Origin of the sequence: Kitasatospora sp. NPDC094019, assembly GCF_044764505.1 — a bacterium.
Classification (GTDB): domain Bacteria; phylum Actinomycetota; class Actinomycetes; order Streptomycetales; family Streptomycetaceae; genus Kitasatospora.
The window spans coordinates 522,953-546,488 of sequence record NZ_JBIWIF010000002.1 but is presented as its reverse complement, the minus strand read 5'-3'; the positions used below and the strand labels follow the sequence as shown (position 1 = coordinate 546,488).

Genomic DNA, 23,536 nt, shown 5'->3' with positions numbered 1-23,536 from the left:
CGGCGACGCCCTTCTCGGCGGTCCCGGGCGGGCCGCGGCCGCGCGGCGGGGCGCCTCAGGAGTCGATGCGGCCGAGGTTGCGGGTCATCCGCTCGACGGTGTCGGTGGGCGGCCAGGGGAAGTCGGGCAGGTCGGCGCGGAGGGTGACCTGGCCGTGCAGGGCCGTCCAGATGGCCACGGCGTCGGCGAAGGGATCGGTACTGGACGAGCGACCGGCGCTCACGCAGGCCCGGAGATTGTCGACGAGGGTCTGGAAGGCGTCCAGGCCCTGCCGGCGGCCGGGCACCCCGGCGGCCGGGGCTTCCCGCTCCGGGTGGGCCCGGCCGAAGAGGACGCGGTAGCGCGCGGGTTCGCGGACGCCGAAGTCCACATAGGCGGCGCAGCCCGCGAGCAGCGACTCCACCGGATCCTCGTACCCCGCCACAGCGGCGGCGATCGCCTGGTGGAGCTGTGCGATCGCCTCAAGGACGACCGCTTCGACGATCGCGTCCCGGTCGGGGAAGTGCGCGTAGATCGAGGGCGCGGCGATGCCGACCTCACGGGCGACGGAGCGCAGCGTGACGGCCTGGTCGGAGCCGGTGCGCACGATCAGCGCGGTGGCCGCGCGGACGATCTCCTCGCGCAGGAGCAGGCCCTGCCCGCGCCGGTTCCGGGGTCGGGGTGAGGCGTCCTCGCCCTGCTCGGCGTGGTCGTCGGCGGGGTGGTCGGTCGCTGCGGGGGCCTTCGTCATGACCGTGACTTTACAGGTGTTAGGCGATCGCTGTAGCGTCCCGACCATCAAGCTAACAGTCGTAAGCTTACGAGCATGAGGACATGGGGAGATCATGCGCACCGAGGACCTGCCCGACCCCGAGTCGGGCCACCCGCGCCGTAGGCCCGCCCTGGCGGCGCTCTGTCTGGCCCTGGTCGTCACCACCATCGACAACACCGTGCTCAACACGGCCCTGCCCGCGCTCGCCGAGGCGCTGCCCGCCTCCACCGCCGACCTGCAGTGGATCAACAACGCCTACACCCTGGTGTTCGCCGCGATGCTGATCACGGCCGGAAGCCTTGGCTCCCGGTGGGGGCACCGCCGCACCCTGACCGGCGGCCTGGCGGTGCTGGCCCTGGCCTCCTCGGCGGCCGCCCTGTCCGACTCGACCGGTCAACTCGTGGCGTTCCGCGCGCTGATGGGCCTGGGCGCCGCGTTCGTCATGCCGGCCACGCTCTCGATCATCGTGGCGCTGTTCGGCCCCCGGGAGCGCGGCCGGGCCATCGCCGTCTGGTCCGCGACCGCCGGAATCGGCATCGTGGTCGGCCCGGTCACCGGCGGACTGCTGCTCGACCACTTCGCCTGGGGCAGCACCTTCTGGATCAACGTGCCGCTGGTCGCCCTCGCCCTCACCGCCGCCCTGCTGCTCGTACCGCCCCTGCCGGGCCGCCGGGCCGGCCGGCTCGACCTCCCCGGCCTGCTGCTCTCGGCCGCCGGGCTGGCCGCGCTGGTGGACACCGTCGTCCAGGGCCCGGAACGCGGCTGGCTGACAGCCACCGCCCTGACCGAGGCCGCCGCCGCGGCCGTGCTGCTGACCGCCTTCACCCTCTGGGAGCTGCGCACCGCCCACCCGATGGTCGACGTCCGCCTGTTCGCCGACCGGACGTTCAGCCTCGCCGGCGGCATCCTCGGTATCACCTTCTTCGCGCTGTTCGGCATGCTCTTCGGCTACACCCAGTACCTCCAACTCGTCCATGGCTTCAGCCCGCTCGAAGCCGGACTCGGCGCACTGCCGTTCGCGCTCTCGATGGCGGCCACGGCCGGCACCAGCGACCGCGCCACCGGCCGCTTCGGCCCCTGGACCACCGTCGCGGCCGGACTCGCCGTGATGGCCGCCGGACTGGGCGCGCTCTCCCTGATCACCGTCACCACCCCGTACGCCGTGCTCGCCCTCGCCATGGGGGTGGTGGGCGCGGGCATGGGCCTCGTCATGGCACCGGCCAGTACGGTGACCGTGGCCGCCGTGCCACGCGGGAAGGCGCCCATGGCGAGCTCCGTGAACAGCGTGGTCCGCGAACTCGGCGGCGCCCTGGGCATCGCGGTGGTGGGCACCGTCGTCTCCAGCCGCTACCGGTCGCAGCTGGCCACCGCCCTGCCGGACGTGCCCGCCCCGGCCGGCGCGGACCTGCCCTCCGCCCACCTGGTCGCCGCGGCGCTGCCCCCGGGAGCGGCGGACCGGCTGGTCACCGCCGCGAACGAAGCCTTCACCACCGCGCTCGACCAGGGCACGCAACTCTGCGCCCTGGCAGCCCTGTTGGGCGCCGCGGCGGCGATCGCCCGGCTCCGCCGGAAGACACCGGCCGGGCCGGTCCCGGGGCCGGGAAAGGCACCGAACAGGGCGCCGGGCCAGGCATTCGGGCAGCAGGGACCATCCGGTCGGGACAGGGCATCCGCACGCCAGGACCGGTGAGAACTCCGCAGGTCGTCATGCCGGTGACCTACCCCCCGACCGCGGGCCACCATGCCCGTTCCACTCGAAAGTGTGCTCCATGAGTAACGGGCCCGAGGGCGGGTAGCGTCACCGGCCGTGGAGAGCACCCTGCCGATCCGACCGATCCTCCCGATCCGATGGCCCGTCGACCCGGCGACCCCCGTGGCCGAGCCGGGCCGGGACGATCCGGTCTGGTACGCCGCCTACGGGTCGAACATGCACACCGAGCGGCTCGCCTGCTACCTGATCGGCGGGCGGCCGGCCGACGGTGCCCGGGAGTACCCCGGCTGCCGGGACGGCCGGCCGCCGGGGCGGTCGGTGCCCGTTCGACTGCCCGGAAGTCTCTACTTCGCCCTGGAGTCGCGGGTCTGGGGCGGCGGCATGGCTTTCTACGACCCGCACGGCCCCGGCACCGCGCCCGCCCGCGCCCATCTGCTCACGGCCGGGCAGTTCAGCGACATCGCCGCCCAGGAAATGGGCGGCGGGCCGGGCACCGATCTCGACCTGGGGACCGTGCTGCGGACCGGCCGCGACCCGCAGGGACCGGGCCGCTACCGGACCCTGCTGTGCCTCGGCACCCTGGACGACCTGCCGGTCCTCACCTTCACCGCCCCGTGGGCGCTCGCCGAGGCCGAACTGAACGCCCCGCGCGCCCGCTACCTGCGCACCGTCGCCGCCGGACTGGCCGACGCGCACGGCTGGTCCGTCCGCCGGACCGCCGTCTACCTGGCCACCCGACCCGGCGCCGCCGGGCACTGGACCGTCGAGTCCGTGTCCCGCGCACTCGCCCCGGACACCGGAGTGCCGGACTCCGCGACGGGTTCCGGCCTCCGTTGACATGACCATCCGTCATCATCGGGTGTGTATCCGCCAATTCGGTGGGCAAACGGCAGTTCGATGACGGATGATCGGCACGCAGGCCGCTCCGACCGGGCGGTACCGGGCGAAAGAACGGGGGCAGGGACGACATGGAGGCGATGCGGGTCTTCGCACTGGTGGCGGCGACGGTCACCACCGGACTGACCGCCGGACTGTTCTACACCTACGCCTGCTCGGTGACGCCGGGCCTCGGCAGCACCGGGGACTTCATGGTCGCCCAGGTGATGCAGCGCCTCAACGTGGCGGTCCTCAACGGCTGGTTCCTGGTGGGCTTCGTCGGGGCGCTGGTGTCCACCGGCGTGGCCGTCGTGCTCCACCTGCCGAGCGACGGCCGACGGGTGCTGCCGGCGGCGGTCGGCGCGCTGGTCTGCTACACCGCCTCCCTGGTGGTGACCAGGATGGTCAACCTCCCGCTGAACCAGGCGCTGGCGCAACAGGCCGGAGAACTCGGCCGGGCCCGGGAGTTGAGCCGGACGGCGGAGCTGGGCCGGACCGGCCAGCCGATGCCGATGGCCGGACCGTCCCGCGCCAGGTGGGTGCGCTGGAACGCGGCGCGGGCGCTGCTGTCCACGGCGGCCCTCGGCTTCCTCTGCTGGGCGCTGGTGCTGCACTGCCACCTCCGGCCGAGCTGAGATCCGGCGCGGACCACCGGTCGTGGTACGGCTGCCCGGGCCGGACCGACCCGGACCGACCGCGGCGGCCGCCGCTGGTTCAGCCGGCCGCCAGCACCACGGTGGTCGGCACGACGCCTGCCGACGGCGACGGCCCCGACGGCCCGGCCGGGACGGCGCCCGTCGCACCGTCCGCCGCTTCACCCGCTTCACCCGCTTCACCCGCCACGTCCGGTACGCCGTCCGCGCCGTCGCCCGCCGCTGCGGAGGCCGCCAGCCGGCGGTGCTCCTGCGGGGTCAGTCCGCGCACCCGCTTGAACGCGGTGCTCAGCGCGAACGCGTCCCCGTACCCGACCCGGCGGGCCACCGCCGCGACGGTCAGCCCCGGGTCGCGCAGCAGGTCCGCCGCCACCGCCAGCCGCCAGTTCGCCAGGTACGCCATCGGCGGCTCGCCCACCAGCGCGGTGAACCGCCGGGCCAGCCCCGCCCGGGAGACCCCGACCTCGCTGGCGAGCGCCGCCACCGTCCACGGCCGGGCCGGATCGTCGTGCAGCAGCCGCAGCGCCGGACCCACCACCTCGTCCGCCTGGGCCCGCAGCCAACCGGGCGCCGTCCCGTCCGGGGCGGCGAGCCAGCTCCGCAGCACTCCGACCACCAGCAGGTCCAGCAGCCGGTCCAGCACCACTTCCTGGCCCGGTTCGGCGCGGGTCACTTCGGTGGCGAGCAGCCGGACCAGGGTGTCCTCGGTGGTGTCCACCCCGGCGGGCCGCACCAGCAGTGTCGGCAGGTGGCCCAGCAGCCGACGGCCGATCTCGTGCTCGGCCAGATAGGTGCCGGACAGCATGACCGACGGGCGGTCGTCGCCCGACCGGGTCTCGCCCCAGGTCCGCACGCCCAGGGCCATCGAGGTGGCGACGCTCGCGCCGTCCCGGGAGCAGATCTGCCCGGGACCGATCAGGATGTCCGGCTCGGTCCGCGGGTGGTCGGCGACCGTGTAGGCGTCCGGCCCGCGCAGCAGGGCGAGGTCCCCCGGCCGCACCAGGACCGGCTCCGCCGCCCCGTCGGGCACGATCCACGCCTCGCCGTCCAGCATGGTGATCAGCGACAGCGGCGCGCGGTCCTCGATCCGCAGGGCCCAGGGCGTGCTGAGGACGGAGCGCAGCAGGAACGCGCCGCGGGCCTTGGGGCCGTCGAGCAGCCCGGTCAGGGTGTCCATGAGGGGAAAGCCTAGACGTGGCACGGACGCGGGCGTCGGCCACGTCGGCCGGTCCGGGCCCGGGTGACGGGTGCTCAGCGGTCCGGGGACGGTACGCCGGTGGTCGGCCGGCGACCGGCGGGCCTCCCACCGGCCGGTGGCCGACGGGCTCCCGGTCAACGGGCCCCGGGCCGGCGGTGCAGCAGCAGCGCGCGGGTGAGGGCGACGGCGGCGGCCGTGCAGAGCACCGTGCGGGCGATGTTGGCCGTGGTCCAGGTCGGTTCGAAGGCGGCGCGCACGGCGGCGAGGTCGGTGACGGCGGCGGGGTCCCCGGCCGCGGCGAGCCGGTCGTTGAGCGGCACGTTGACGGCGGAGGTGAGGACGAGGGCGGCGAGGTACAGCAGGGTCGCCACCGCCGTCCAGAGGGTGGCGGCTCGCTGCCCCGAGCGGTGCAGCAGCCAGGTGCCGACGGCCGGCAGGGCGAGGGCACCGACGAAGACCGCCCCGAAGACCGGGTTGAGGATGGAGGCGTTGATGTGCTGCATCGCGGTCACGAAGGTGCGGTCGTCGCCGGCGGCGAGGCCGGGCATGACGGCGACGTCGAAGGCGAAGAAGAGGCCGGCCATCAGACCGGTCGCGGCGGTGGCGGTGGCCAGCACCGGGCCGACGGCGCGGGAGGCGGTGGTGGTCGCGGCGGCGAGGTCGCGGACGGGGGCGGTGCCGAGGGCGGCGGCGGACATGGCGGGCTCCGGTGGACGTCGGGGTGAGCGGGGCGAACGGGCGAGGGGCGGTCCGGGGATCGCGGCGCGGCGGGCGGATCCCCGGACCGGTGGCCGGGAGGAGAGGAGGCGGGGAGCCGCAGAGGTGGGGAGCCGCCGAGGCCGGGGGCGTACAGGTCAGACGTTCCAGACGCCGGAGGCCGCGGCCGCTCGGGCGTAGTCCGCGAAGTCGCGCGGCGGGCGGCCGAGCGCGCGCTGAACGCCGTCCGCGAGATGGGCGTTGCGGCCGTCCAGGACCATCGAGAACAGGTCGGCGAACTCCCCGGGCAGGCCGATGGTGGCCAGCACCGCGCGGTACTCCTCCAGCGAGACCGCCGCGAACCGGATCTCGCGCCCGGTCGCCGCCGACAGCTCGGCGGCGACGTCCGCGAAGGACAGCAGCCGCGGTCCGGTCAGCTCGTAGACCTCGCCGTCGTGGCCGTCCCCGGTGAGCGCCGCCACGGCGACGTCCGCGATGTCGTCGACGTCGACGAACGGCTCGACGGCGGCCCCGGTCGGCAGCGCCAGTTCGCCGCCGAGCACCGGCTCCAGGAAGAAGCTCTCGGAGAAGTTCTGGTCGAACCAGGCGCAGCGGACCACCGTCCAGCCGGTGCCGGCTCCGGCGACCGCCTCCTCGGCGGCCTGCGCGGCCTCCTCACCGCGCCCCGAGAGCAGGACCAGGTGGCCGACGCCCGCCTTGGCCGCCCGGTGGGCGAAGGCGTCGACGGTCTCAACGGCGCCGGGGAAGGCGAGGTCGGGGTAGTAGGCGAGATAGGCGGCGTCGACGCCGTCCAGGGCCGCGTCCCAGGTGGTGTCGTCCTCCCAGTCGAACGGGACCGGGGCGGTGCGGGAGCCGATCCGGGCGGTGTGGCCGAGCGCGGTGAGACGCTCGGCGACCCGTCGGCCGGTCTTGCCGGTGCCACCGGTGACCAGGACGGTCCGGGCGGCCGTGGCGGCGAGGGGGGCGGAGGCGGTGGTGGCGGCGGGCTGCTGGCTGCTGTTCGTGTTCTCGTTCATGGGCATCAGTCAACTCCGCGCGCCACCGCGCCGACATGGTCCTCGCGCTCAGCCGCATGTGCACGCGTCTACGGCCCGGCGGCGGCGCGCGCCCGCGGCGGCCACCCCGGCCGCCGCGCGGCTACGGCCTCCCGAGCGGCGGCCGGACGGCCGTCACCACGGTGGCGTCGAGGTCCTCGTCGTGGCCGAGCACGGCGGTGAGCCCGGCCGCCGTCACCACCCCGAGGGCCGCCCCGGCCTGCTGGTCGCTGGTCTCGAACAGCAGCGCGCCGCCCGGGGCCAGCCAGTGCGGGGCCTCGGCGGCGACCCGGCGCAGCACGTCGAGACCGTCGGCGCCGCCGTCCAGGGCCGGCCGGGCCTCGTGCACCCGGGCCTCCGCCGGGAGGAACTCGATGTCGGCAGTGGGCACGTACGGGACGTTGGCGAGCAGCACGTCCACCCGGCCGCGCAGTCCGGTCGGCAGGGCGGCGAAGAGGTCGCCCTCGAACACCTCGGCGCCGGAGGCGGCGGACCCGGCCAGGTTGCGGCGCGCGCAGCGGACGGCGGCCGGGTCGAGATCGGCGGCGCACAGCCGGACGGGGTGCCCGACGTCGGCGGCGAGCGCGGCGCCGAGGGCCCCGCTTCCGCAGCACAGGTCGACGACCCGCGCGTTCTCTCCCGTGAGGGCGACGGCGGTGCGGACCAGGAACTCGCTGCGCCGACGGGGAACGAACACCCCGGGGTCGACGGCGATCCGCAGACCGGCGAACTCGGCCCAGCCGACGACGTGTTCGAGCGGGCGACCGGCGGCGCGGTCGCGGACCATGGCGGCCAGCCGGGCGGGGGTGTCGGCGGCGGAGAGCAGAACGCGCGCCTCGTCCTCGGCGAAGACGCAGCCGGCGGCGCGCAGCCTGGCGACGACGGACGAGCGGAGGGAGGTGGACGGGTGGACAGGCAAGGGAACCCCTCGGAGCACAGGTGGGAGGACATCGTCCGACCCGGGGCTCTCCGCGCACATCTCGCCGGACGGCGGACGCTCCACGCGGTACGGCCGGCTCAGGGCCGGGCGTGCACCTGCGTGGGGGTTCCGTGGTCGCGGCCGGGGAGCACCCGATCCGGTACAGCGGTCATGGGTTCTCACCTCCCCGTTCTTCGCGTTTCCTCTGCGGCGTCCGTCACCCTACCGCAACCGGCGTGGGCCGGGCGTCCGGTCCGCCGACGGGTGGCGGCGGACCGGACGCCCGGACCCGGAGGCCCGGGGATCCGGGGCTCGGCGGACCGGCGGCTCGGGGCCCGGCGGTCAGATGCCGTCGGCGAAGCTCCTGAACGCCGCCCGGGTACCGGCACCGGCGATGCCGTCGATCGCACCGCCGTAGCCCCAGCCCCCGTCCTTCAGCAGCCGCTGCAGCGCCTTGACCGTCTCGGTGCCGGGGATGCCGTCGATGGCTCCGGGGTAGCCCCAGAAGTCCTTGAGGGCGCGCTGGAACGCCTTCCAGCTCTCGGTGCCGAGCTGCCCGTCGATGGCGCCGTTGTAACCCCAGTTCTGCTTCAGCCAGTTCTGCACGTTCTGGGCCTGCGCGGAGCTCAGCCCGAAGTTCTGGACGGCGCGCACGGAGGGGGCGGCCGCGACCGAGCCGGTGGCGGCCGCGGCGGTGGTGGCCACGCCGCCGACGGCGATGCCGAGTGCCACACCGAGGGCGACGAGCGGCCGCGTCGTCGTGATGGATCGCATGGACATGGGGTGCTCCCTTTCGAGCGCAGGGACGGCCGACGCCCGGACGCACACGAACGCGGAAGCCGTACGTGACCGATTGGTCACCGAAAGTGTCGATCCGACACTAACCATCGCCACCCCACGCGGTCGAGCGACTATCCGGCCACCCCGCGACCGGCGACACGCGGACCCGGCGGCCGCCACCGGCCCCCGCGCACCCCCGGAGGCCGGACCCCCGAAGGATCCCGGCCCCCACCCGGAGATGGCCGGTTCGCACCCGGAGCATCACCGGCGCGCGAACAGGGCGCGCGCCCCGTGTGATGCGCCGACCCGAGGACGACCCCCGCGTCGGACGCCGCTGTCACCGGTGTCGCCGACGAGAAACGGACGACATGGCCGGCCGCCATGCGACGGTGCCGCCCGTCCCGGCCCGTGCGGGCGGGACGGACGGCACCGTCGGTGTGCGGTCGTCGGTGGGCGACCGTCAGAAGCGGCGGCCCGACTCGCGCTCGGCCTTCTCCAGCTGGTCGATCCGGCGCTGGATGGCATTGGCCTCGGCCCGGGCCTTGGCGGCCTCGGCGTACATGCCGTAGTGGTCCAGGGTGGCGGCCTTCTGGCGCAGGTCCGAGACCTGCTGGCGCAGCTGGTTGATGTTCACCTTGATCGAACCGGCGGCCGCGGGCTGGGCGGTGGCGACCTGGGCCACGGTGGCCAGGCCACCGCCGGCCAGGACGGCGGTCAGGACGAGGGCGGGAAAGCGTCGACGCATGGCGATTCCTTACGGTCGTGCGAGGTTCACTGACGGGACATCATGCGATAACCCGTCAGTAACATCATGACACGATCTTGAACCCCGGCCGCACCCGGTCCATCCGTCGACGCCTTCCGCAACGGCCTCCGCCTCAGCGCGTCGTGGACGCACCGTCCTCCGGCTGGACGGCGCAGACCGCACTCGCGGTCGAACCCGCGAAACCGAGGAAGCTGCCGAGCATCTGACGGCAGACGGCGGCCTCCTTCGCGTTGTGCGGGCCCTCGGCCGCGGCCGGCTGCGCGGCGGCCAGCGGCAGCGCGAGCAGCGGGGCGGCGAACAGCAGGACGGAGCCGACGGCGCGGGCGGCGGACTTGGCGAAGGTCATGACGAACCCCTTTCGGGTGGCGATGGGACGAGCCATTGACTACCGGACCCGTCGCCCCGGGTGTCGGACCCTGCGCCGTTGGTGAGCGTGTCCCGGACAAGACCCTCCGTCAGAACCCGGCCGGAAGGACACCCGCCGACCCGCGGGCGCCCTCTTCGCCGTCCAGGAAGCGGTACGGCCTCAGCCCATGGACTTGGCGCCGTCCAGCGACTCGCGCAGGATGTCGGCGTGGCCCGCGTGCTGCGCGGTCTCGGCGATCACATGGAGCAGGACCCGGCGGGCGGACCAGCTCAGGCCGGCCTCGAACCACGGGGCCTCCGGCAGCGGGTGCGAGACGTCGAGGTCGGGCAGGGCGGCGATCAGCTCGTCCGTACGGCGCGCCGTCTCGGCGTAGTCGGCCAGCACACCCGCGAGGGTCTCGCCGGGCAGCAGCTTGAACTCGTCCGTGCGCCGCTCCAGGTCCTCCTGGGTCATGTCCGCGAAGTCGGGCATCGCGGAGGGGCCTTCGAGGATGAAGTCGACCCAGGTCCGCTCACAGCTCGTCACGTGCTTGATCAGGCCCCCCAGACACAGCTCGCCCGCGGTGGTGCGGCGCGCGGCCTGCTCGTCGGTCAGGTCCCGGGTGGTGAACCGCAGGAAGTGGCGCTGCTTGCCGATCTGGTCCAGCAGGTCGGCGCGCTCGCCGGTGGCCGCGACGGTGGTGGTGGTCGTGGTGCCGTTCATGGTGCTCCGCCTTCGTGGTTGCCGTTGTCCGTCGGGTCGTTCCGTCCGACGTGTTCCACGATAGGAGCCGTATAGGTCAGATCCTGTCCTGGACGGCCTCGCGCTCTCGGAGCACGGGATCCGCCCGGTCCCACCCCGAGTTCGGGATCGGACCGGGCGGGCAGCACCGCCGCTCAGTCCTCCGCGCAGGAGGCGCCCGGCGAGGCCAGCACCCGCGCCGCGCAGCGGTGCCCGCGCGCGGCGGCCTCGCGGAGGACCGGCACCCCCGGCCCGGCTCCGGCCGACCCCGCCCCCGTCAGCCGCGCGTCCAGGAAGGCCGCCAGGAAGCCGGCCGCGAAGGCGTCGCCCGCACCGGTGAGGTCGCGGACCTCGCCCACCGGCGGCACGGGCACGGTGAACGGCGCCCGGCCCGGCACATCGATCGTGGTCGCCTCCGCCCCCGACTTGGTGACCACCGTGGTGGCTCCGAGCCGGGCCCGCTCCGGACCGGGCCGCCCGTCGGCGAGCAGTCCCAGGTAGACGGACTCGGAGCGGTTGGCGAACAGCAGGGTCGGCGCCAGTTCCTCGGCGAGGGCGAGGAAGCGCCCGCGGCCGAAGCCCTCCAGCATCCCGGTGGAGGAGGCGTCCAGCGAGGTGGTCCCGCCGGCCGAGCGGACCCGGCGCAGCGCGTCGACGGCCGTCGTGCCGACCGGTTCGCCGTCGAAGGAGTAGGCGGGCACGTGCAGATGGGTCAGACCGTCCAGCCAACTGTCCGGAACCGTCTCCAGCAGGGTGGCCGCGCCCCGGTCGGGCAGCATGGTGCGCTCGCCCCGGTCGTCGATCAGCACCACGATGCTGCCGGTGCGGCCCCGGTGCGTGACCCGGACGTCCACGCCGTGGCCGGCCAGTTCGGCGGCCAGGCCGCCGCCGGCCGGGTCGTCGCCCACGCAGCCCAGGAACCGGACCGGGCACTGGCCGGCGGCGAAGGCCGCGACGTTGGCGGCGCTGCCGCCGCGTTGCCGGAAGACCCGGGCGGTGGAGTCGGTGCCGTGCCGCAGCGGTCCGACCACCCAGACGACGACGTCCTCCACGAGGTCGCCGAGCACTCCCAGCACCGGTCAGACCTCGTTCCGGACGGCGGCCAGCGCGGTGGCGATCTCGCCGCCCAGCCGGACGTTGCCCCGGTAGACCTCGATGTTCACCTCCAGGCTGCGGCCCTGGGTGTCGCGCTGGATGTAGTCGAGCAGGAACGGCGTGGAGACGTTGCCCTTGATGCCCCGGGCGTCGGCCTCGGCCCAGGCGCGGGTCAGCAGGGCGTCGAGTTCCCGCGGCGGGAGCTGCTTGTCCGGGTCGACCGGGTTGGCGATCAGGACGGCCTGCGGCAGGCCGAGGCCGTCACGGGCCTCGATCACGCTCGCGGCCTCCTCCGCGGTGTCGACCCGGTAGGCGATCTCGTGGCCGGAGTCGGTGACGTAGAAGCCGGGGTAGTGGCGGGTGCGGTAGCCGATGACCGGGATGTTGAGGGTCTCGAAGCGCTCCAGGGTGGCCCGGATGTCGAGGATCGACTTCACGCCCGCGCTGATCACGGTGACCGGGGTGGCGGCCAGGGTGGTCAGGTCGGCGGACTCGTCGAAGCTCTCGGAGGCGCCGAAGTGGACACCGCCGAGACCGCCGGTGGAGAAGACCCGGACACCGGCCCGGTGGGCCAGGAAGGCGGTCGCGGCGACGGTGGTGCCGCCGTGCCGGCCGAGCGCCGCCACCACCGGGAGGTCGCGCAGGCTCGCCTTGTCCAGGCCCTCGGCCGCCGACAGCTCCTCGATCTGCGCCGTGGACAGGCCGACCGTCGGGACGCCCGCGTGGACACCGATGGTGGCCGGGACGACACCCGCGGCGCGCAGCCGCTCCTCCGCCTCCAGCGCGACCTCCAGGTTGCGCGGCCGGGGCAGCCCGTGGGTGAAGATCGTCGACTCCAGGGCGACGACGGGGACGCCGGCGGCGACGGCCTCGGCGACTTCCTGGGAGATGCGGATGGGCAGTCCGGTCATGGCGTGTGCTCCCTGTGAGGCTGCCACCACGGTGTGGCAGCGGTGGGCCCAGCCTAGGGAGCGATCACATCGGGAACCAGAATGAATACCGGCCCTTCTCATAGACTCGTGACTATGAGTCGGGTCACGAGTCTCACCCTGCGCCAGCTGGAGGTCTTCCTCACGGTGGCCGACACCCTGCACTTCGGCCGGGCCGCCGAGCGGCTGCACATCTCCCAGCCGACGGTCAGCCAGGAGGTCGCCCGGCTGGAGCGGACCGTCGGGGTGGAGCTCTTCGACCGCAGCCGCCGGTCGGTGCGGCTCACCTCCGCCGGGGAGGTGATGGCCGCCGAGTCCGCCCGGCTGCTCGACCAGGCCGGCACCCTGCTCGCCCGGGTCCGGCTGCACGAGGAGACCAGGCTCGGCACGGCGCGGATCGTCGCCTCCCCCACCGTGGTCAACCGGCTGCTGCCGGCCGTCGTCAGCCGGGCCGAGCGCGAACTGCCCGCGCTCGTCCTGGCCGAGATCTCGGTGGACACCGGCCGGGTGTCGACGACCCTGGCGGGCGAACTCGCCGACCTCGGCCTCGGCCGCTTCCTCGACGAGGTGCCCGGCTACCGGCGGGAGCGGATCGCCGACGAGCCGGTGCACGTCGCCCTCAGCCGGGACCATCCGCTCGCCGGGCGGGACACCGTCCGGCTGGAGGAGCTCGGCGACCTGCCGCTGCTGCTGTGGCCGCGCGAGCAGAGCCCGCGCTACTACGACCACGTGCTGGCGCTGTGCGCCGAGCGCGGGGTGGAGCCGCCGGTCCTGGTCGGCCCGGCCCGGATCGTCGGCTCCCGGCTCTACCTGCTGTCGCAGAGCCGGGCCTTCTCCCTCGTCCCCGCCTCGATGACCGGCCACCTCACCGAGGACGTGGTCACGGTACGGCTGGCCGGCCGGGCCACGCTCCCGCTGGAACTCCAGTGGCGGCTGGACGACCGCCGCCCCGGACTCGCGGCGCTGCGCGAGCTGGTCCGGGAGGAGGCGGCCGCCCTGGAGACCTGCTGAGCGCACCGGCCGGCCGCCCCCGACCGGCGGTCGCCGCCGCCGTCGTACCGAGCCGACGGAGGCAGCCGACGGAACCGGAACACCCGCCGCCGTCAGAACCGGAGCGACCAGCTGTTGATCGTGCCGGGGAAGTAGCCGCCCACGTCGGTCACCCGCAGCCGCCAGACCCCGGCCGCGGTGTGCGCGGAGGCGTCCACCCCGTAGACGCCGACCAGGTCCGTGTACGCCTCGCCGATGTCGGTGTCGTGCAGCAGGAACGCGGCGCCGTCCGGGGCCACCAGCTCCACCTTGAGGTCGCCGCGCCACCAGTAGCCGATGTCGACGCTGACGTCGAGGTCGCGCGGGGCCTTGCCGGTGACGCCGGTGACCGTGACCGGTGAGACCACCGTGCCCTTCCCGTCGAAGCCCACCGGCCCGGGCGCGGCGAACAACGGTCCGCGCGGCCGGTTCGGCACCGTGCCGGTGTACAGCAGCCGGTCCGGCGAACCCGCGCCCAGCCCGTGCAGCGACCCGGCGGTCGCCGCCGAGGTCAGGGCCGCGGCCACCTGGGCGGGGGTGGCGGCCGGGTGGGACGCCAGGTACAGCGCGGCGGCGCCCGCCACGTGCGGGGCCGCCATCGAGGTGCCCGACATCTGGATCCCGAGGCCGCCGTAGTCGGTCACGTACCAGGCCGAGGTGATGTCCACGCCCGGCGCCCAGAGGTCCACCAGTGGACCGTAGTTGGAGAACGACGCCTGGACGTCGGAGCGGTCGGTGGCGCCGACGGTGATGGCGCTCGGCACCCGGGCCGGGGAGTGCTCGCTCGCGTCCACGCTCTGGTTGCCCGCCGCGACGGTGTAGGTCAGGCCCGTGGCGATCGACCCGGCCACCGCCGCGTCCAGCGCCGGGTCCGGATCGCTGCCGAGGCTCATATTGACCACCGCCGGGCGGACGGCGTGCCCGGTGACCCAGTCGATCCCCGCCACCACCTGCTCGGTGGTGCCCTCGCCGTCGTCGTTCAGCACCCGGACCGAGACGATCCTGGCCGCCTTGGCGATCCCGAACGAGCTGCCGGCCACCGTCCCCGCGACGTGGGTGCCGTGGCCGTAGCCGTCGTCGGCGACGTCGTCGCCGTCGATGGCGTCGTAGCCGTAGGAGGCCCGCCCGTCGAACTCCTCCGAGGTGATCCGCACCCCGGTGTCGATGATGTACGCCGTCACCCCGGCGCCGGCCGTGTCCGGGTAGGTGTAGCGGTCGTCGTACGGGAAGCGCCGCTGGTCGACCCGGTCCAGCCCCCAGGAGTCCGGCGAGGTCTGCACGCCGTCGACCCGCACCCGGCGGTTCTGCGACACCACCGCCACCGCCGGATCGGCGGCCAGCCGGCGCGCCTGCTTCGCCGTCAGCGCGGCCGAGAAGCCGGACAGCGCCGCGTCGTAGCTGCGGCGCACCGTGCCGCCGTACGCGCGGGCCAGCGCCCCCGCGCCGTCCGCGACCGAACGTCCCCGCGCCGCCGTCGGCTTGAGCACCACGACGTAGGTGCCGGGGACGGCGCCGGGCGAACCCTCGCCCTGCACGATCCCCTCCGGTACCGCCGCCGAGGCGGGGAGCGCCCCGCCGGCGCCGATCGACAGCGCGACGACCGCGCCGAGCACCGCGCAGATGTCGCGCAGGCGTGTTCCTGAAACCACCGTCCGACCCCCTCCGGTCCGAGGCCCGGTCCCGGCACCTCGCTCCCCCGCATGCTGACGCATCGTCAAGTCAGCAGCAACAGACTGTGGTTGTGCTTCGTCGACGACCGAACCCGAAGCCGGGCGGACCGGCGGCGCACGGTGCTCCGGGACTGACACCGCGGCGGGCGGTGCGCTATGTTCCGTACGGAATCGCCCCCTTGGGGGCGGGTTGCCGACCGGGTGGGGGCAGGCAGCATGGACAGCACACGGGACCGGTCCGGTACGGCGGCGGGACGGGCGAGACCCGGCACCGCCACGGTCGTTCCCTTCGAGCGCGGCCCGTTCTCCGGGCTCGGCAGCGACGACCTGCGGACCCTGCACGGCCTGGGCACCAAGCGGATCTACTCGCACAACGAGGCCCTGATGATCGAGGGCGAACCCGGCGACCGGGTCGTGGTGCTGCTGACCGGCTGGGTCAAGGTCGTGGCCGCCACCGAGGACGGCGGCGAGGCCCTGCTCGCCATCCGCCAACCCGGCGAACTCGTCGGCGAACTCGCCGTCCTCGACGGCGAACCGCGCTCCGCCAGCGTCCTCGCCGTCCGCACCAGCACCACCCGGGAGATCGGCGGCGCGGCCTTCCTGGACTACCTCGCCGACCGGCCCGCGGCCGCGCTCGCGCTCCAGCGCTCCGTCACCCGCAAACTCCGTCTGGCCACCCGCTACCGGATCGACGTCGGCCACGGCACCGGCCTCGCCAGGCTCGCCCGCACCCTGCTCATCCTGCTCGACTCCTGCGGCGTGCCCACCGAGCACGGCCTGCGGATCGACATCCCGCTCAGCCACGCCGACCTCGCCGCGCTCGCCCGGCTGTCCGCCGCCAGCGTCGAGCGCTCCCTGCGCACCCTCCGCGACCAGGGCGCCGTCCGCACCAGCTACCGTCGGCTGGTCGTCCGGGACCGCGCACCGCTCGCCGCGGCCGCCGGGCTCACCCTCCCCGCCGACCGGGGCGGCCGGGCATGAGCCCCGCCCTCGCCCCCAGGCTGCGCCGGGTCGTCCTGGTCGTCGACATCGAGGCGTACAGCGGCCGGCCCTACTGGGTGCAGCAGACCGTCCAGGAGCGCCTGGACCGCGCCCTGGACCACGCCTGCGGACGGGCCGGCGTCGACCGGGCACGCTGCGAGTCGCAGGACCGGGGGGACGGCCAACTCCTCCTGCTGCCGCCCGACGTCGACGAGGCCAAGGCGCTGCCCGGGCTCGTCCTCGGCCTCCGCGACGCCCTGCACACCCTCAACCGGACCCCCGGCACCGCGGGGCGGCTCCGGATCCGGGCCGCCCTCGCCCAGGGCGGGGTCCAACGCGCCGCGCTCGGCTTCGTGGCCCGCGCGGTGGAGACGGCCTGTCGGCTGCTCGACTGCGAGCACGCCCGGTCCGCGCTCAAGAACACCCCGGACACCGACCTGGCCCTGGTCGTCGCCGACGACCTGTTCGCGGACGCCTTCGCGGCCGGGGCCGGTGGCCTCCCCGTGAACGGGTTCACCAGCATCACGGTGTCCCTCCCGGCCAAACGCTTCAAGACGACCGCCTGGCTCGGCACCCCCCGGGACGGCGCCCTGGTGGCGCTCGCCCCGCCGGCCGCCGCCGGCACCCCGCGCCGGGGGCGGGGCCCGGCGCTGCTGCGCGGACTCGGCGACGCCGCCGTCGGCATCGCCCTCGGCGCGACCCCGCCGGCCGGGCACCACGACGACCCGCCGGCGCACCACGACGGGGACCCGGCCGACGGGCGGCACCACCACGGGCACCACGAGGGGACCGAGGGCGGACACCACGACGGGCAGCACGGGCCCGAGCAGCAGGGTGGGCACGACGGCCACGGCGACCACGACGGGTACGGCGAGGACCAGCACCACGGGCACCACGACGGGAGCACCGGCCACGACGGGGGCGACCACTCCCCCGAGCACGGGGGCGGAGCGCACCACGACGACGGGTGGCACCACGACGGCCACGGGACCGACGGCTGGTCCACCGACCCGGGCCACCACGACTCCTACCACGACTCCTCTCACGAGGACACCGGCACGCCGTACGTCGACGACCACGGCCACCACGACGGGCACCACGGCGACCTCAACGACCCCTTCGCCTCACCGGACCACCCCGACCACGACCCCGGCGGCGGCCCCTGGTGGCACGGCCCGCACCACTGATCCCCGGTCGGGACGCCCGGGCCGGGCCCGTGGACGTTCTCGCCGCGGTGGCGCTCCCGCAGCGGGTCGTGTCGGTCAGGTCTCCAAAGTCTCTCAGGTCGGTCAGGTCGGTCAGGTCGGTCAGGTCGGTCAGGTCGGTCGCGGGACGCCTTCCGGTGGGTGGCGGGGTCACACCGGTGGCGTGGCGAAGTAGATGCCCTCGCACAGTTCCCGGGCGATCCGCGCGTACCGGCCGACGTCGCGCAGCGGGCCGTCCTCCAGGCGGCGCCAGTCCCGGGCGGCCCGCGCCGCCGCCCGGCGCAGCTCGGCGGGGGCGGTGTCCTCGGGCAGTCGGAGCCGGGCGGCCGGGGTGCGGCCGGTGGCGAGGGCGATCAGGGCACCGGCGGCGTCCGGGTCGAGTTCGATCCGCCGCCCGGCCACGGCGGCCAGGGCGCGGGCGAGTTCATGGCGACGCAGCTCCGGGTGCCGGCGCAGTTCGCCGATCCGGGCGCGGGCCTGCCGGAGCAGGTCGGCGGGGAGGTCCTCGCCGGCGCCCAGGGCCGCCTCGACGGCACCGAGGGCGGCGGCAGAGCGCAGCACGTCGGCGGCGTCGACCAGGCGCAGACACAGGTGGTCGACCACGGCGGTGATGCCGGAGGCCGCGCGGAACTCCGTGAGCAGGCCGGCCGCCCCGATCGATCGGCCCTCGGCGCGGGTGCGGCGGGCGGCCGTGAGGGCGGTGTCGATGCCGTAGACGCCCAACAGGCCGAACAGCCGCTCGCGTTCGGTCCGGGTGAGCGGCCCGGTGTCCCAGTCGAGGAAGCGCCGGCCCGAGTAGAGGGCGCGGCGCGCCTCACCGGCGGGGGCGTCGGCGAGCCGGCGGACGAGGGCGGCGTCGGGTTCGGTGAACTCGTCCCCGAGGGCCGTCTGGGCGAGCAGTCCGACCACCGGAAGGACTTCGTCGACGAGCCCGGCCAGCCGGCCGGCGTTGGTCGCGGCCACCTGCCGGGCCCGTGGCCAGGGGTCTCCGTGGCCCTCGCCGAGCAGGTCGATCCGGCTGAGCACCCCGACGGCGTTGAGCGCGGTCATCCGGCCGTCGGCCTGGGCGCGCAGTGCGCCGAGCGCCTCGGCGTCGCCGGCACCGGGGTGCGGCATGACGTAGATCATCGCGTCCGCGTGGGCGAGGGCGTCCAGCGCGGGCCCGTCGAGGCCGCTGAGCGAGTCGAGGCCGGGGGTGTCGACGAGTTCGCAGTCGCCGACGGGGCGCAGGCCGGCGGCCTCGACCAGCACCTCGGCGATCTGGTCGGCGGGCACGCCCAGGTCCCGGGGATCGCGCGGCAGGCCGCCGACCCGCCAGTGGGCGGAGCCGTCGCGGTGGCGGACCTGGATCCGGTTGAGCGGTCCGGGCCGGAACCGGGCCACCACGGTGGTGCACTCGGTGGCGGCCGAGGCGGCGAGCCGGCGGCCGAGCAGGGCGTTCACCAGGGTGGACTTGCCGGCGTTCATCCGGCCGCCGACGGCGATCCGCAGGGTGCGGCCGGTCAACCGCTCGCGGGCCGCCCGGACCGCCGCGGCGGGCGCCCCCGGGGGCAGCGAGCCTTCGAGCTCGGCGGTGAACCCGGCCACGAGTGGCGCGAGTTCACCGCCCGGCGGTGGAGCGGCCGTCACCGGGCGGCCGCCGCGGCCGGTGCGGCCGCCGGGGGCCGGGTGCCGCGCTGCTCGCTCGCCAGCAGCCGGGCCAGGCGCCGCGCCGGCCGGCCGAGCCGGGCCAGCTCCGCCTTCTCCTCCCGGCCGACCTCCTCCCAGTACTTGAGCCGTTTGGCCGCGCTCTCCACCCCCTTGAACCAGGACACCAGGCTGTCGATCCCGTTGGCCTCCTTGCGCAGGTCCTTGATGAGCTCCTTGGTCGTCCCCAGGCTGCTGGCCACCTCCTCCGCCCGGTGGGTGAGCAGAGTGGAGAGGCACCACAGGACGGGTACGGCGACGCCGCGCGTCCTTGTCCCGCAGGAGACCGCGACGGCCGTTCCGCGCACCCGTCCGTCGCTGGCGAGCAGTTCCTCCAGCGGGGCCGCCGCGGCCCGGGCCCTGGCCCAGTCGGCGGGGTCGGTGACGAGGTCCGCCTTGGTGTAGACGAGCACGACCGGGAGCGGCGTGGGCTGTTCGTCGACGGCGCGGTGCAGCAGCACCACGGTGCGGCGCACCTCGTCCCGGGCCTCGGGGTCGGTGGCGAGGCGCTGGGTGTCGGCGAAGACGACCACCGCGTCCGCGTGGGTGAGCCGGGCCAGCAGCTGCGCGGTCTCCGGGTCGTCGGCGGCCGAACCGGTGAGCGCCCCGCCCCCGTAGTCGGTCCAGTCGAAGCCGACGACCTCGCGGCGGCCGAACTCCAGCCCGGCCGTCAGCTCCGTCCGGCGGGAGGACGGCTGGGGGTAGGTGCCTCGCCGCAACAGCTTGCCGGTGGCGCTGAGTTGCTCGGCGAGGGCCGCGTCGGCCGTGACCAGCCGGAAGCCCTTGCGGCCGGCCGCGAGGTGGGTGTACATCGCGGCGAGGTAGCTGCTCTTCCCCGCGCTGCTGTGGCCGAGGGCGACCAGCCGCAGTTGGGTGAGGTCCATGCGGTCAGCTCCGGTCCGGGTCGGGGCCGCCGGTGGCGGCCAGACCGTGCGCGAGGGCGAGGCCCTCGTCGCGCAGGGTGGTGAGGGCGCCGATCCGGCGCCTGGTGCGGTCCCGGGCGGCGGCGAGTTCGGCCGCGGAGGCGGCCAGGTTGCGCCGGTGCTCGGCCAGTCGGCGTTCCAGCCGGAGCCGCTCGTCGGCGATCGCGCGGTCCAGCGCGAGGCCGAGCCGGTCGGCCAGTCCGTCGACGTGGTCGGTGATCTGCGCGGGGATCTCGGTGCTCAGCTCGGTCAGCACCCGGTTGAGGTGGCGGGTGGCGTCGCCGCGCACCCGGCCGAGTTCGGCGCGCTGACGCCGACGGCGGGTGAGGACCGCGAGCATCGCGTAACTGGCCACCGCGGGCAGCAGGACGCTGCTGGTGAGCAGGCCGATCACGGTGCCGAAGGTGGCGGCGGTGCCGACGGTCGGGATCACGTTCTCCAGCATCCCGAGCGGGCCGCCGTCGCGGTGGGTGGAGTGCACCATCTCCGGCAGCAGGGTGTCGCGTTCGGCGCGGATGACGGCGCCGTCCTCGACCACCGCCAGTTCCGTGCCGGGCCTGGATCCGTCGGCGGGTCCGGCGTCGGCGCCGCCGTCGAGCACGGTGGAGCACTCTCGGCGGACCCGCTCCTCCAGGACGGCCAGGCCGCGGCGGGCCGCGTTGTCCAACTGCAGCCAGACCGCCTCCACCTGTGCTTCCAGCTCGGCCGGGAACTCCTCGGCGAGCGCGGCGGGTTCGGAGGTGGCGATCTTCTCCTCGGCCACCTTGCGGACGTCGTTGAGGCTGCGCCGGAAGCCGAGCTGGAGGGCGTTCTTGAGGTCGCGGGAGCCGGTCGTCAGGGCGCGCCGCCACTGCGCGCTGTCCGGCTGGAGCAGCCGCAGCGCCTCCTCGGCCCGCTCGACCTCGGCGGCCAGGCCCGGCTCCTGCTGGAGCGACCGGAGCCGCAGTTCCTGCTCGGCCAGCGGCGCGGCGAGGGCGGCGAGGGCGACGTGCACCACGTTGGCGAGCCGCAGTTCGGCGGCGCGGGCGGCGATCCGGCGGCGCAGCAGCGACTCCAGCGGTTCGAAACCGCTCTCCGCCAGGAGTTCGGCCGCCTCCTGGAGTTCGCCCGCGTCGGCGGCCGCGACGGCGTCCCGGCGGGCCCGGTTGCTGACCGGGAACCAGGGCGCCGCCGTGTGCCGGGGGGCGTGCAGGGCGAGCAGTTCCTGGTTGCGCTCGACGACGGCGGGCCAGGCGTCGTAGCTGTCGGTCTTGGCGAGCACGAACACGGTCTCGGCGGTGCGCTCGGTCGCCCGGGCGAGGAAGTCCAGCTCGGAGCGGGTGAGTTCGCTGGACCCGTCGACGACGAAGACCAGCGCGTCGGCGTTCTCCAGCGCGGCCAGGGCGAGTTGGGCGTGCCCACCGACGAGGCCGCCGACACCGGGGGTGTCGACGAGCTCCAGCCCCGAGGCCAGCAGCGGGACCGGCAGCTCGACCTCGACGTGGTGGACGTCGAGGCGGTGCGGACGGCCGGTGCGCGGGTCGACGGCGGCGTACTCGGCGATCCGCTCCAGGGGGATCGCCTCGCTCCGCGGCCGGGCGCCCGGGGCGTCACCGTCGGAGCGCAGGTGGGCGACGGCGCGCGGGTGCTCGCCGTGCCGGACGACGATGTGGACGCCGGTGGCGACGTCGGCGTCCACCGGCAGCAGGTCCGGGACGCCGACCAGGCTGTTGATGGTGGAGCTCTTGCCGCGCTTCTTCTCGCCGACCACGACCAGGGTGGCGGCGCCGTCGGCGGCCCGGGCGGCCTCGTCGCGGAGGCGCCGGACGCCGTCGCCGAGGGTGTCGGACGGGTCGGCGGGCGACCCGGCGGCGGACCGGGTGGCGGGCGCCTCGGCGGCGGTGCGGGCGGCGCGTTCGAGGAGGTCCGCGGTGCGGGCCGCGAAGTCCAGCACGCGGGTCCGGGAGGGGGCTTCGGGGCGGGGCGGGGTCATGAGGATTCTCCCTTGGCGATGTCGTCGGTGGCCTGCGGACCGCGGCCCTCGGGGCGGCCCTCCGATGGGTCCCCGGGGGTGACGGGCGGAGGTTCGGGCTCGTCGAACTCGCCGAACATGTTCGACAGGTCGGCGTGCTGGGGGTCGACGGCGTGGGCCCGCCGGTACGACGGGCGCTCCGCCGGGTGGCCGGGGGCGGCGCGGCCGACCGGCCCGCGATCGGTGGGGCCCTCATCGGTGGAGGCGGGATCGGTGGAGGCGGGGCCGGACGCGGGGCCCGTGGCTGCCGGGCCGGTGGGCGTCGGGTACATGGACGTCGGGTAGGCACCGCCGGGCGGCTGGGGCCGGCCGGTCGACGGCCCGTCCAGGTCTCCGTAGTAGCCGCGGCCGGTGGCCGGGTCGTCGCCGTGGCGCCGGGTCCCGGCCTTCCCAGCCGTCCCGGCCTGCTCCGCGGGGTCGGGCCCCTCGGACGCAAGCAGGCCGCGCGTGACCCACCTCAGCGCCCGGCGCCCGGCCCGGAGCGCCTCCCCGATCGACGACTCCTGGTCGGCGGACCCGCCGTCCCGCCCGGTCCTCCCGTCGTACCCGGCCGAACCGCCCAGGGGACCGGGCCCGGCCACGGGCGCGGGGCGCGGTGGCAGGGGCGGCGGGGGCGGCGGGGGTGGCGGCGGGGGCCGCAGCAGCTCGTACACCCGGCAGTCCGCGCTGGTCAGATGCGTGAACCGGTGCGCGGTCGGGTCGGAGCGCCGCCGCCAACCGGTGGCCAGCAGACACCGGTCCCGGCTCGCCGCGGCCGCCGCCCAGAGGGCCGCCGCGTCCGACTCGGGCAGCAGGTGGGTGCCGGCCGAGTGCGCCGGCAGCCAGACCGCCGCCGTGGGCGCCGACGCCGGCACCCCGCGCCACGGGGCGGCCACCGGCCGGGTGGTCCTGGGCTCGGCCTCCTCCCGGCCGACCGCCTCCCAGGTCGGCGCGATCCACTCGGCGTAGACCGGCCCGGCCCACTCGGCCAAGTACTTCGTCAGCTCGGCGAGTTCGGGGATCCGACCGACCGCCGCCCCCGGTCCCGCCGCCCGGTGCCAGCCCACGAAGCCGTACAGCGGCCGACCGAACCGGTCGTGCACCATGGTCGGGCTGATCAGGCCCAACTCGCAGGCGGCGCCGACCAGAACGCCATGGGCGTCCCGGTGGAGCAGGAAGCGCGGGCCCGCCTCCAGCCGGCTCCCACCGGCGACGACGGCGCGCACGGCGTCCGCCACCGCGCCCTGCCGGTCGACCCCGGCGGGGAGCGCCCGCCACCACTGGTCGACCTGGAGGGTGCGGCCGTAGACCAGCGCCGACCAGCCGCCCGGCGCGGCCCGGTCCGCCGCGGTGGGACCCTCTGCGGCGGGCTCAGGCGCGGATGGACCCTCTGCGACGGGTGCGGTGGGTGCGGGTGCGGCGGGTGCGGCGGGTGCGGGTGCGGGCGCCGGGAGGGACCCGTCGTCCGGTTCGGGCTCCGGCCCGTACTGCGTGTTCGTCGTCATCGCGTCAGTCCGTCCCTGGGTCGGTCCGTCG

Annotated in this window: 22 protein-coding genes; 6 read left to right on the top strand and 16 right to left on the bottom strand. The window is 75.5% G+C overall.

The features are described 5' to 3' along the window. Window positions 1–55 precede the first annotated feature (55 nt). Complete coding sequence (locus tag ACIQ9P_RS07445; protein WP_402351168.1) at window positions 56–730, bottom strand: TetR/AcrR family transcriptional regulator; 675 nt, start codon at window positions 728–730, stop codon at window positions 56–58. Between the two features lie 94 nt (window positions 731–824). Here ACIQ9P_RS07445 and ACIQ9P_RS07440 point away from each other — a divergent pair, with 94 nt between their 5' ends. The 3 genes from ACIQ9P_RS07440 (at window position 825) to ACIQ9P_RS07430 (ending at window position 3,973) form a co-directional block, all read left to right on the top strand. Further along, window positions 825–2,441, top strand: coding sequence for an MFS transporter (locus ACIQ9P_RS07440; RefSeq protein WP_402351167.1), 1,617 nt, complete (start codon window positions 825–827; stop codon window positions 2,439–2,441). 117 nt (window positions 2,442–2,558) lie between these two features. Beyond that, window positions 2,559–3,299, top strand: a complete 741-nt coding sequence (locus ACIQ9P_RS07435) for a histone deacetylase (RefSeq protein ID WP_402351164.1) — start codon at window positions 2,559–2,561, stop codon at window positions 3,297–3,299. Window positions 3,300–3,439: 140 nt separating this feature from the next. Further along, entirely contained in the window at window positions 3,440–3,973 is a 534-nt protein-coding gene (locus ACIQ9P_RS07430) for a DUF1772 domain-containing protein (RefSeq protein ID WP_402351161.1), read from the top strand. Between the two features lie 79 nt (window positions 3,974–4,052). Here ACIQ9P_RS07430 and ACIQ9P_RS07425 read toward each other — a convergent pair whose 3' ends face one another. The 10 genes from ACIQ9P_RS07425 to ACIQ9P_RS07380 all read right to left on the bottom strand — a co-directional run bounded on the left by ACIQ9P_RS07425 (window position 4,053) and on the right by ACIQ9P_RS07380 (window position 12,498). Further along, the gene (locus tag ACIQ9P_RS07425) at window positions 4,053–5,168 is read right to left on the bottom strand and encodes an AraC family transcriptional regulator (protein WP_402351158.1); all 1,116 of its coding nucleotides are present in this window, start codon (window positions 5,166–5,168) and stop codon (window positions 4,053–4,055) included. Between the two features lie 155 nt (window positions 5,169–5,323). Further along, window positions 5,324–5,887 carry a DUF1772 domain-containing protein gene (locus tag ACIQ9P_RS07420; RefSeq protein ID WP_402351155.1) on the bottom strand — a complete coding sequence of 188 codons (564 nt, stop codon included), beginning with the start codon at window positions 5,885–5,887 and terminating at the stop codon, window positions 5,324–5,326. Between the two features lie 156 nt (window positions 5,888–6,043). Then, window positions 6,044–6,922 carry an NmrA family transcriptional regulator gene (locus ACIQ9P_RS07415; RefSeq protein WP_402351152.1) on the bottom strand — a complete coding sequence of 293 codons (879 nt, stop codon included), beginning with the start codon at window positions 6,920–6,922 and terminating at the stop codon, window positions 6,044–6,046. A gap of 121 nt (window positions 6,923–7,043) precedes the next feature. Continuing rightward, window positions 7,044–7,919 carry a putative protein N(5)-glutamine methyltransferase gene (locus ACIQ9P_RS07410; protein ID WP_402351495.1) on the bottom strand — a complete coding sequence of 292 codons (876 nt, stop codon included), beginning with the start codon at window positions 7,917–7,919 and terminating at the stop codon, window positions 7,044–7,046. Window positions 7,920–8,201: 282 nt separating this feature from the next. Further along, the gene (locus ACIQ9P_RS07405; protein WP_402351492.1) at window positions 8,202–8,633 is read right to left on the bottom strand and encodes a peptidoglycan-binding protein; all 432 of its coding nucleotides are present in this window, start codon (window positions 8,631–8,633) and stop codon (window positions 8,202–8,204) included. Window positions 8,634–9,099: 466 nt separating this feature from the next. Continuing rightward, entirely contained in the window at window positions 9,100–9,384 is a 285-nt protein-coding gene (locus ACIQ9P_RS07400) for a hypothetical protein (protein ID WP_402351149.1), read from the bottom strand. 133 nt (window positions 9,385–9,517) lie between these two features. Beyond that, a complete protein-coding gene (locus ACIQ9P_RS07395) occupies window positions 9,518–9,751 on the bottom strand; it encodes a hypothetical protein (RefSeq protein WP_402351146.1) in 234 nt (77 codons plus the stop codon). 180 nt (window positions 9,752–9,931) lie between these two features. After that, the gene (locus ACIQ9P_RS07390; RefSeq protein WP_402351143.1) at window positions 9,932–10,474 is read right to left on the bottom strand and encodes a DinB family protein; all 543 of its coding nucleotides are present in this window, start codon (window positions 10,472–10,474) and stop codon (window positions 9,932–9,934) included. 173 nt (window positions 10,475–10,647) lie between these two features. Further along, window positions 10,648–11,568: a carbohydrate kinase family protein gene (locus ACIQ9P_RS07385; RefSeq protein WP_402351140.1), complete on the bottom strand. Its 921-nt coding sequence runs from the start codon at window positions 11,566–11,568 to the stop codon at window positions 10,648–10,650. Between the two features lie 3 nt (window positions 11,569–11,571). Beyond that, the gene (locus tag ACIQ9P_RS07380) at window positions 11,572–12,498 is read right to left on the bottom strand and encodes a pseudouridine-5'-phosphate glycosidase (protein ID WP_402351138.1); all 927 of its coding nucleotides are present in this window, start codon (window positions 12,496–12,498) and stop codon (window positions 11,572–11,574) included. 114 nt (window positions 12,499–12,612) lie between these two features. On the opposite strand from ACIQ9P_RS07380, the gene ACIQ9P_RS07375 reads away from it, so the two are divergent. After that, on the top strand, window positions 12,613–13,527 hold the full coding sequence (locus ACIQ9P_RS07375) for a LysR substrate-binding domain-containing protein (protein ID WP_402351135.1): 915 nt from the start codon (window positions 12,613–12,615) through the stop codon (window positions 13,525–13,527). A 92-nt stretch (window positions 13,528–13,619) separates the two neighbouring features. Here ACIQ9P_RS07375 and ACIQ9P_RS07370 read toward each other — a convergent pair whose 3' ends face one another. Continuing rightward, window positions 13,620–15,194 carry a S8 family peptidase gene (locus tag ACIQ9P_RS07370; RefSeq protein ID WP_402351132.1) on the bottom strand — a complete coding sequence of 525 codons (1,575 nt, stop codon included), beginning with the start codon at window positions 15,192–15,194 and terminating at the stop codon, window positions 13,620–13,622. A gap of 237 nt (window positions 15,195–15,431) precedes the next feature. Between ACIQ9P_RS07370 and ACIQ9P_RS07365 the strand changes: the two genes are divergently transcribed. Then, window positions 15,432–16,196, top strand: a complete 765-nt coding sequence (locus ACIQ9P_RS07365) for a Crp/Fnr family transcriptional regulator (protein WP_402351129.1) — start codon at window positions 15,432–15,434, stop codon at window positions 16,194–16,196. After that, window positions 16,193–17,383 carry a hypothetical protein gene (locus ACIQ9P_RS07360; RefSeq protein ID WP_402351126.1) on the top strand — a complete coding sequence of 397 codons (1,191 nt, stop codon included), beginning with the start codon at window positions 16,193–16,195 and terminating at the stop codon, window positions 17,381–17,383. Before ACIQ9P_RS07365 ends, ACIQ9P_RS07360 begins: the two co-directional genes overlap by 4 nt. A 168-nt stretch (window positions 17,384–17,551) precedes the next feature. Here the strand turns inward: ACIQ9P_RS07360 and ACIQ9P_RS07355 are convergent, their stop codons facing one another. Genes ACIQ9P_RS07355 through ACIQ9P_RS07340 form a run of 4 tightly spaced genes read right to left on the bottom strand, consistent with a single transcriptional unit; the run spans window position 17,552 to window position 23,505 of the window. Further along, on the bottom strand, window positions 17,552–18,988 hold the full coding sequence (locus ACIQ9P_RS07355; protein ID WP_402351123.1) for a dynamin family protein: 1,437 nt from the start codon (window positions 18,986–18,988) through the stop codon (window positions 17,552–17,554). Between the two features lie 38 nt (window positions 18,989–19,026). After that, window positions 19,027–19,971, bottom strand: coding sequence for a hypothetical protein (locus ACIQ9P_RS07350; RefSeq protein WP_402351120.1), 945 nt, complete (start codon window positions 19,969–19,971; stop codon window positions 19,027–19,029). Between the two features lie 4 nt (window positions 19,972–19,975). Then, window positions 19,976–21,982, bottom strand: coding sequence for a dynamin family protein (locus tag ACIQ9P_RS07345; protein WP_402351117.1), 2,007 nt, complete (start codon window positions 21,980–21,982; stop codon window positions 19,976–19,978). Beyond that, window positions 21,979–23,505, bottom strand: coding sequence for a hypothetical protein (locus ACIQ9P_RS07340; RefSeq protein WP_402351115.1), 1,527 nt, complete (start codon window positions 23,503–23,505; stop codon window positions 21,979–21,981). Before ACIQ9P_RS07340 ends, ACIQ9P_RS07345 begins: the two co-directional genes overlap by 4 nt. Between the last annotated feature and the right edge of the window lie 31 nt (window positions 23,506–23,536).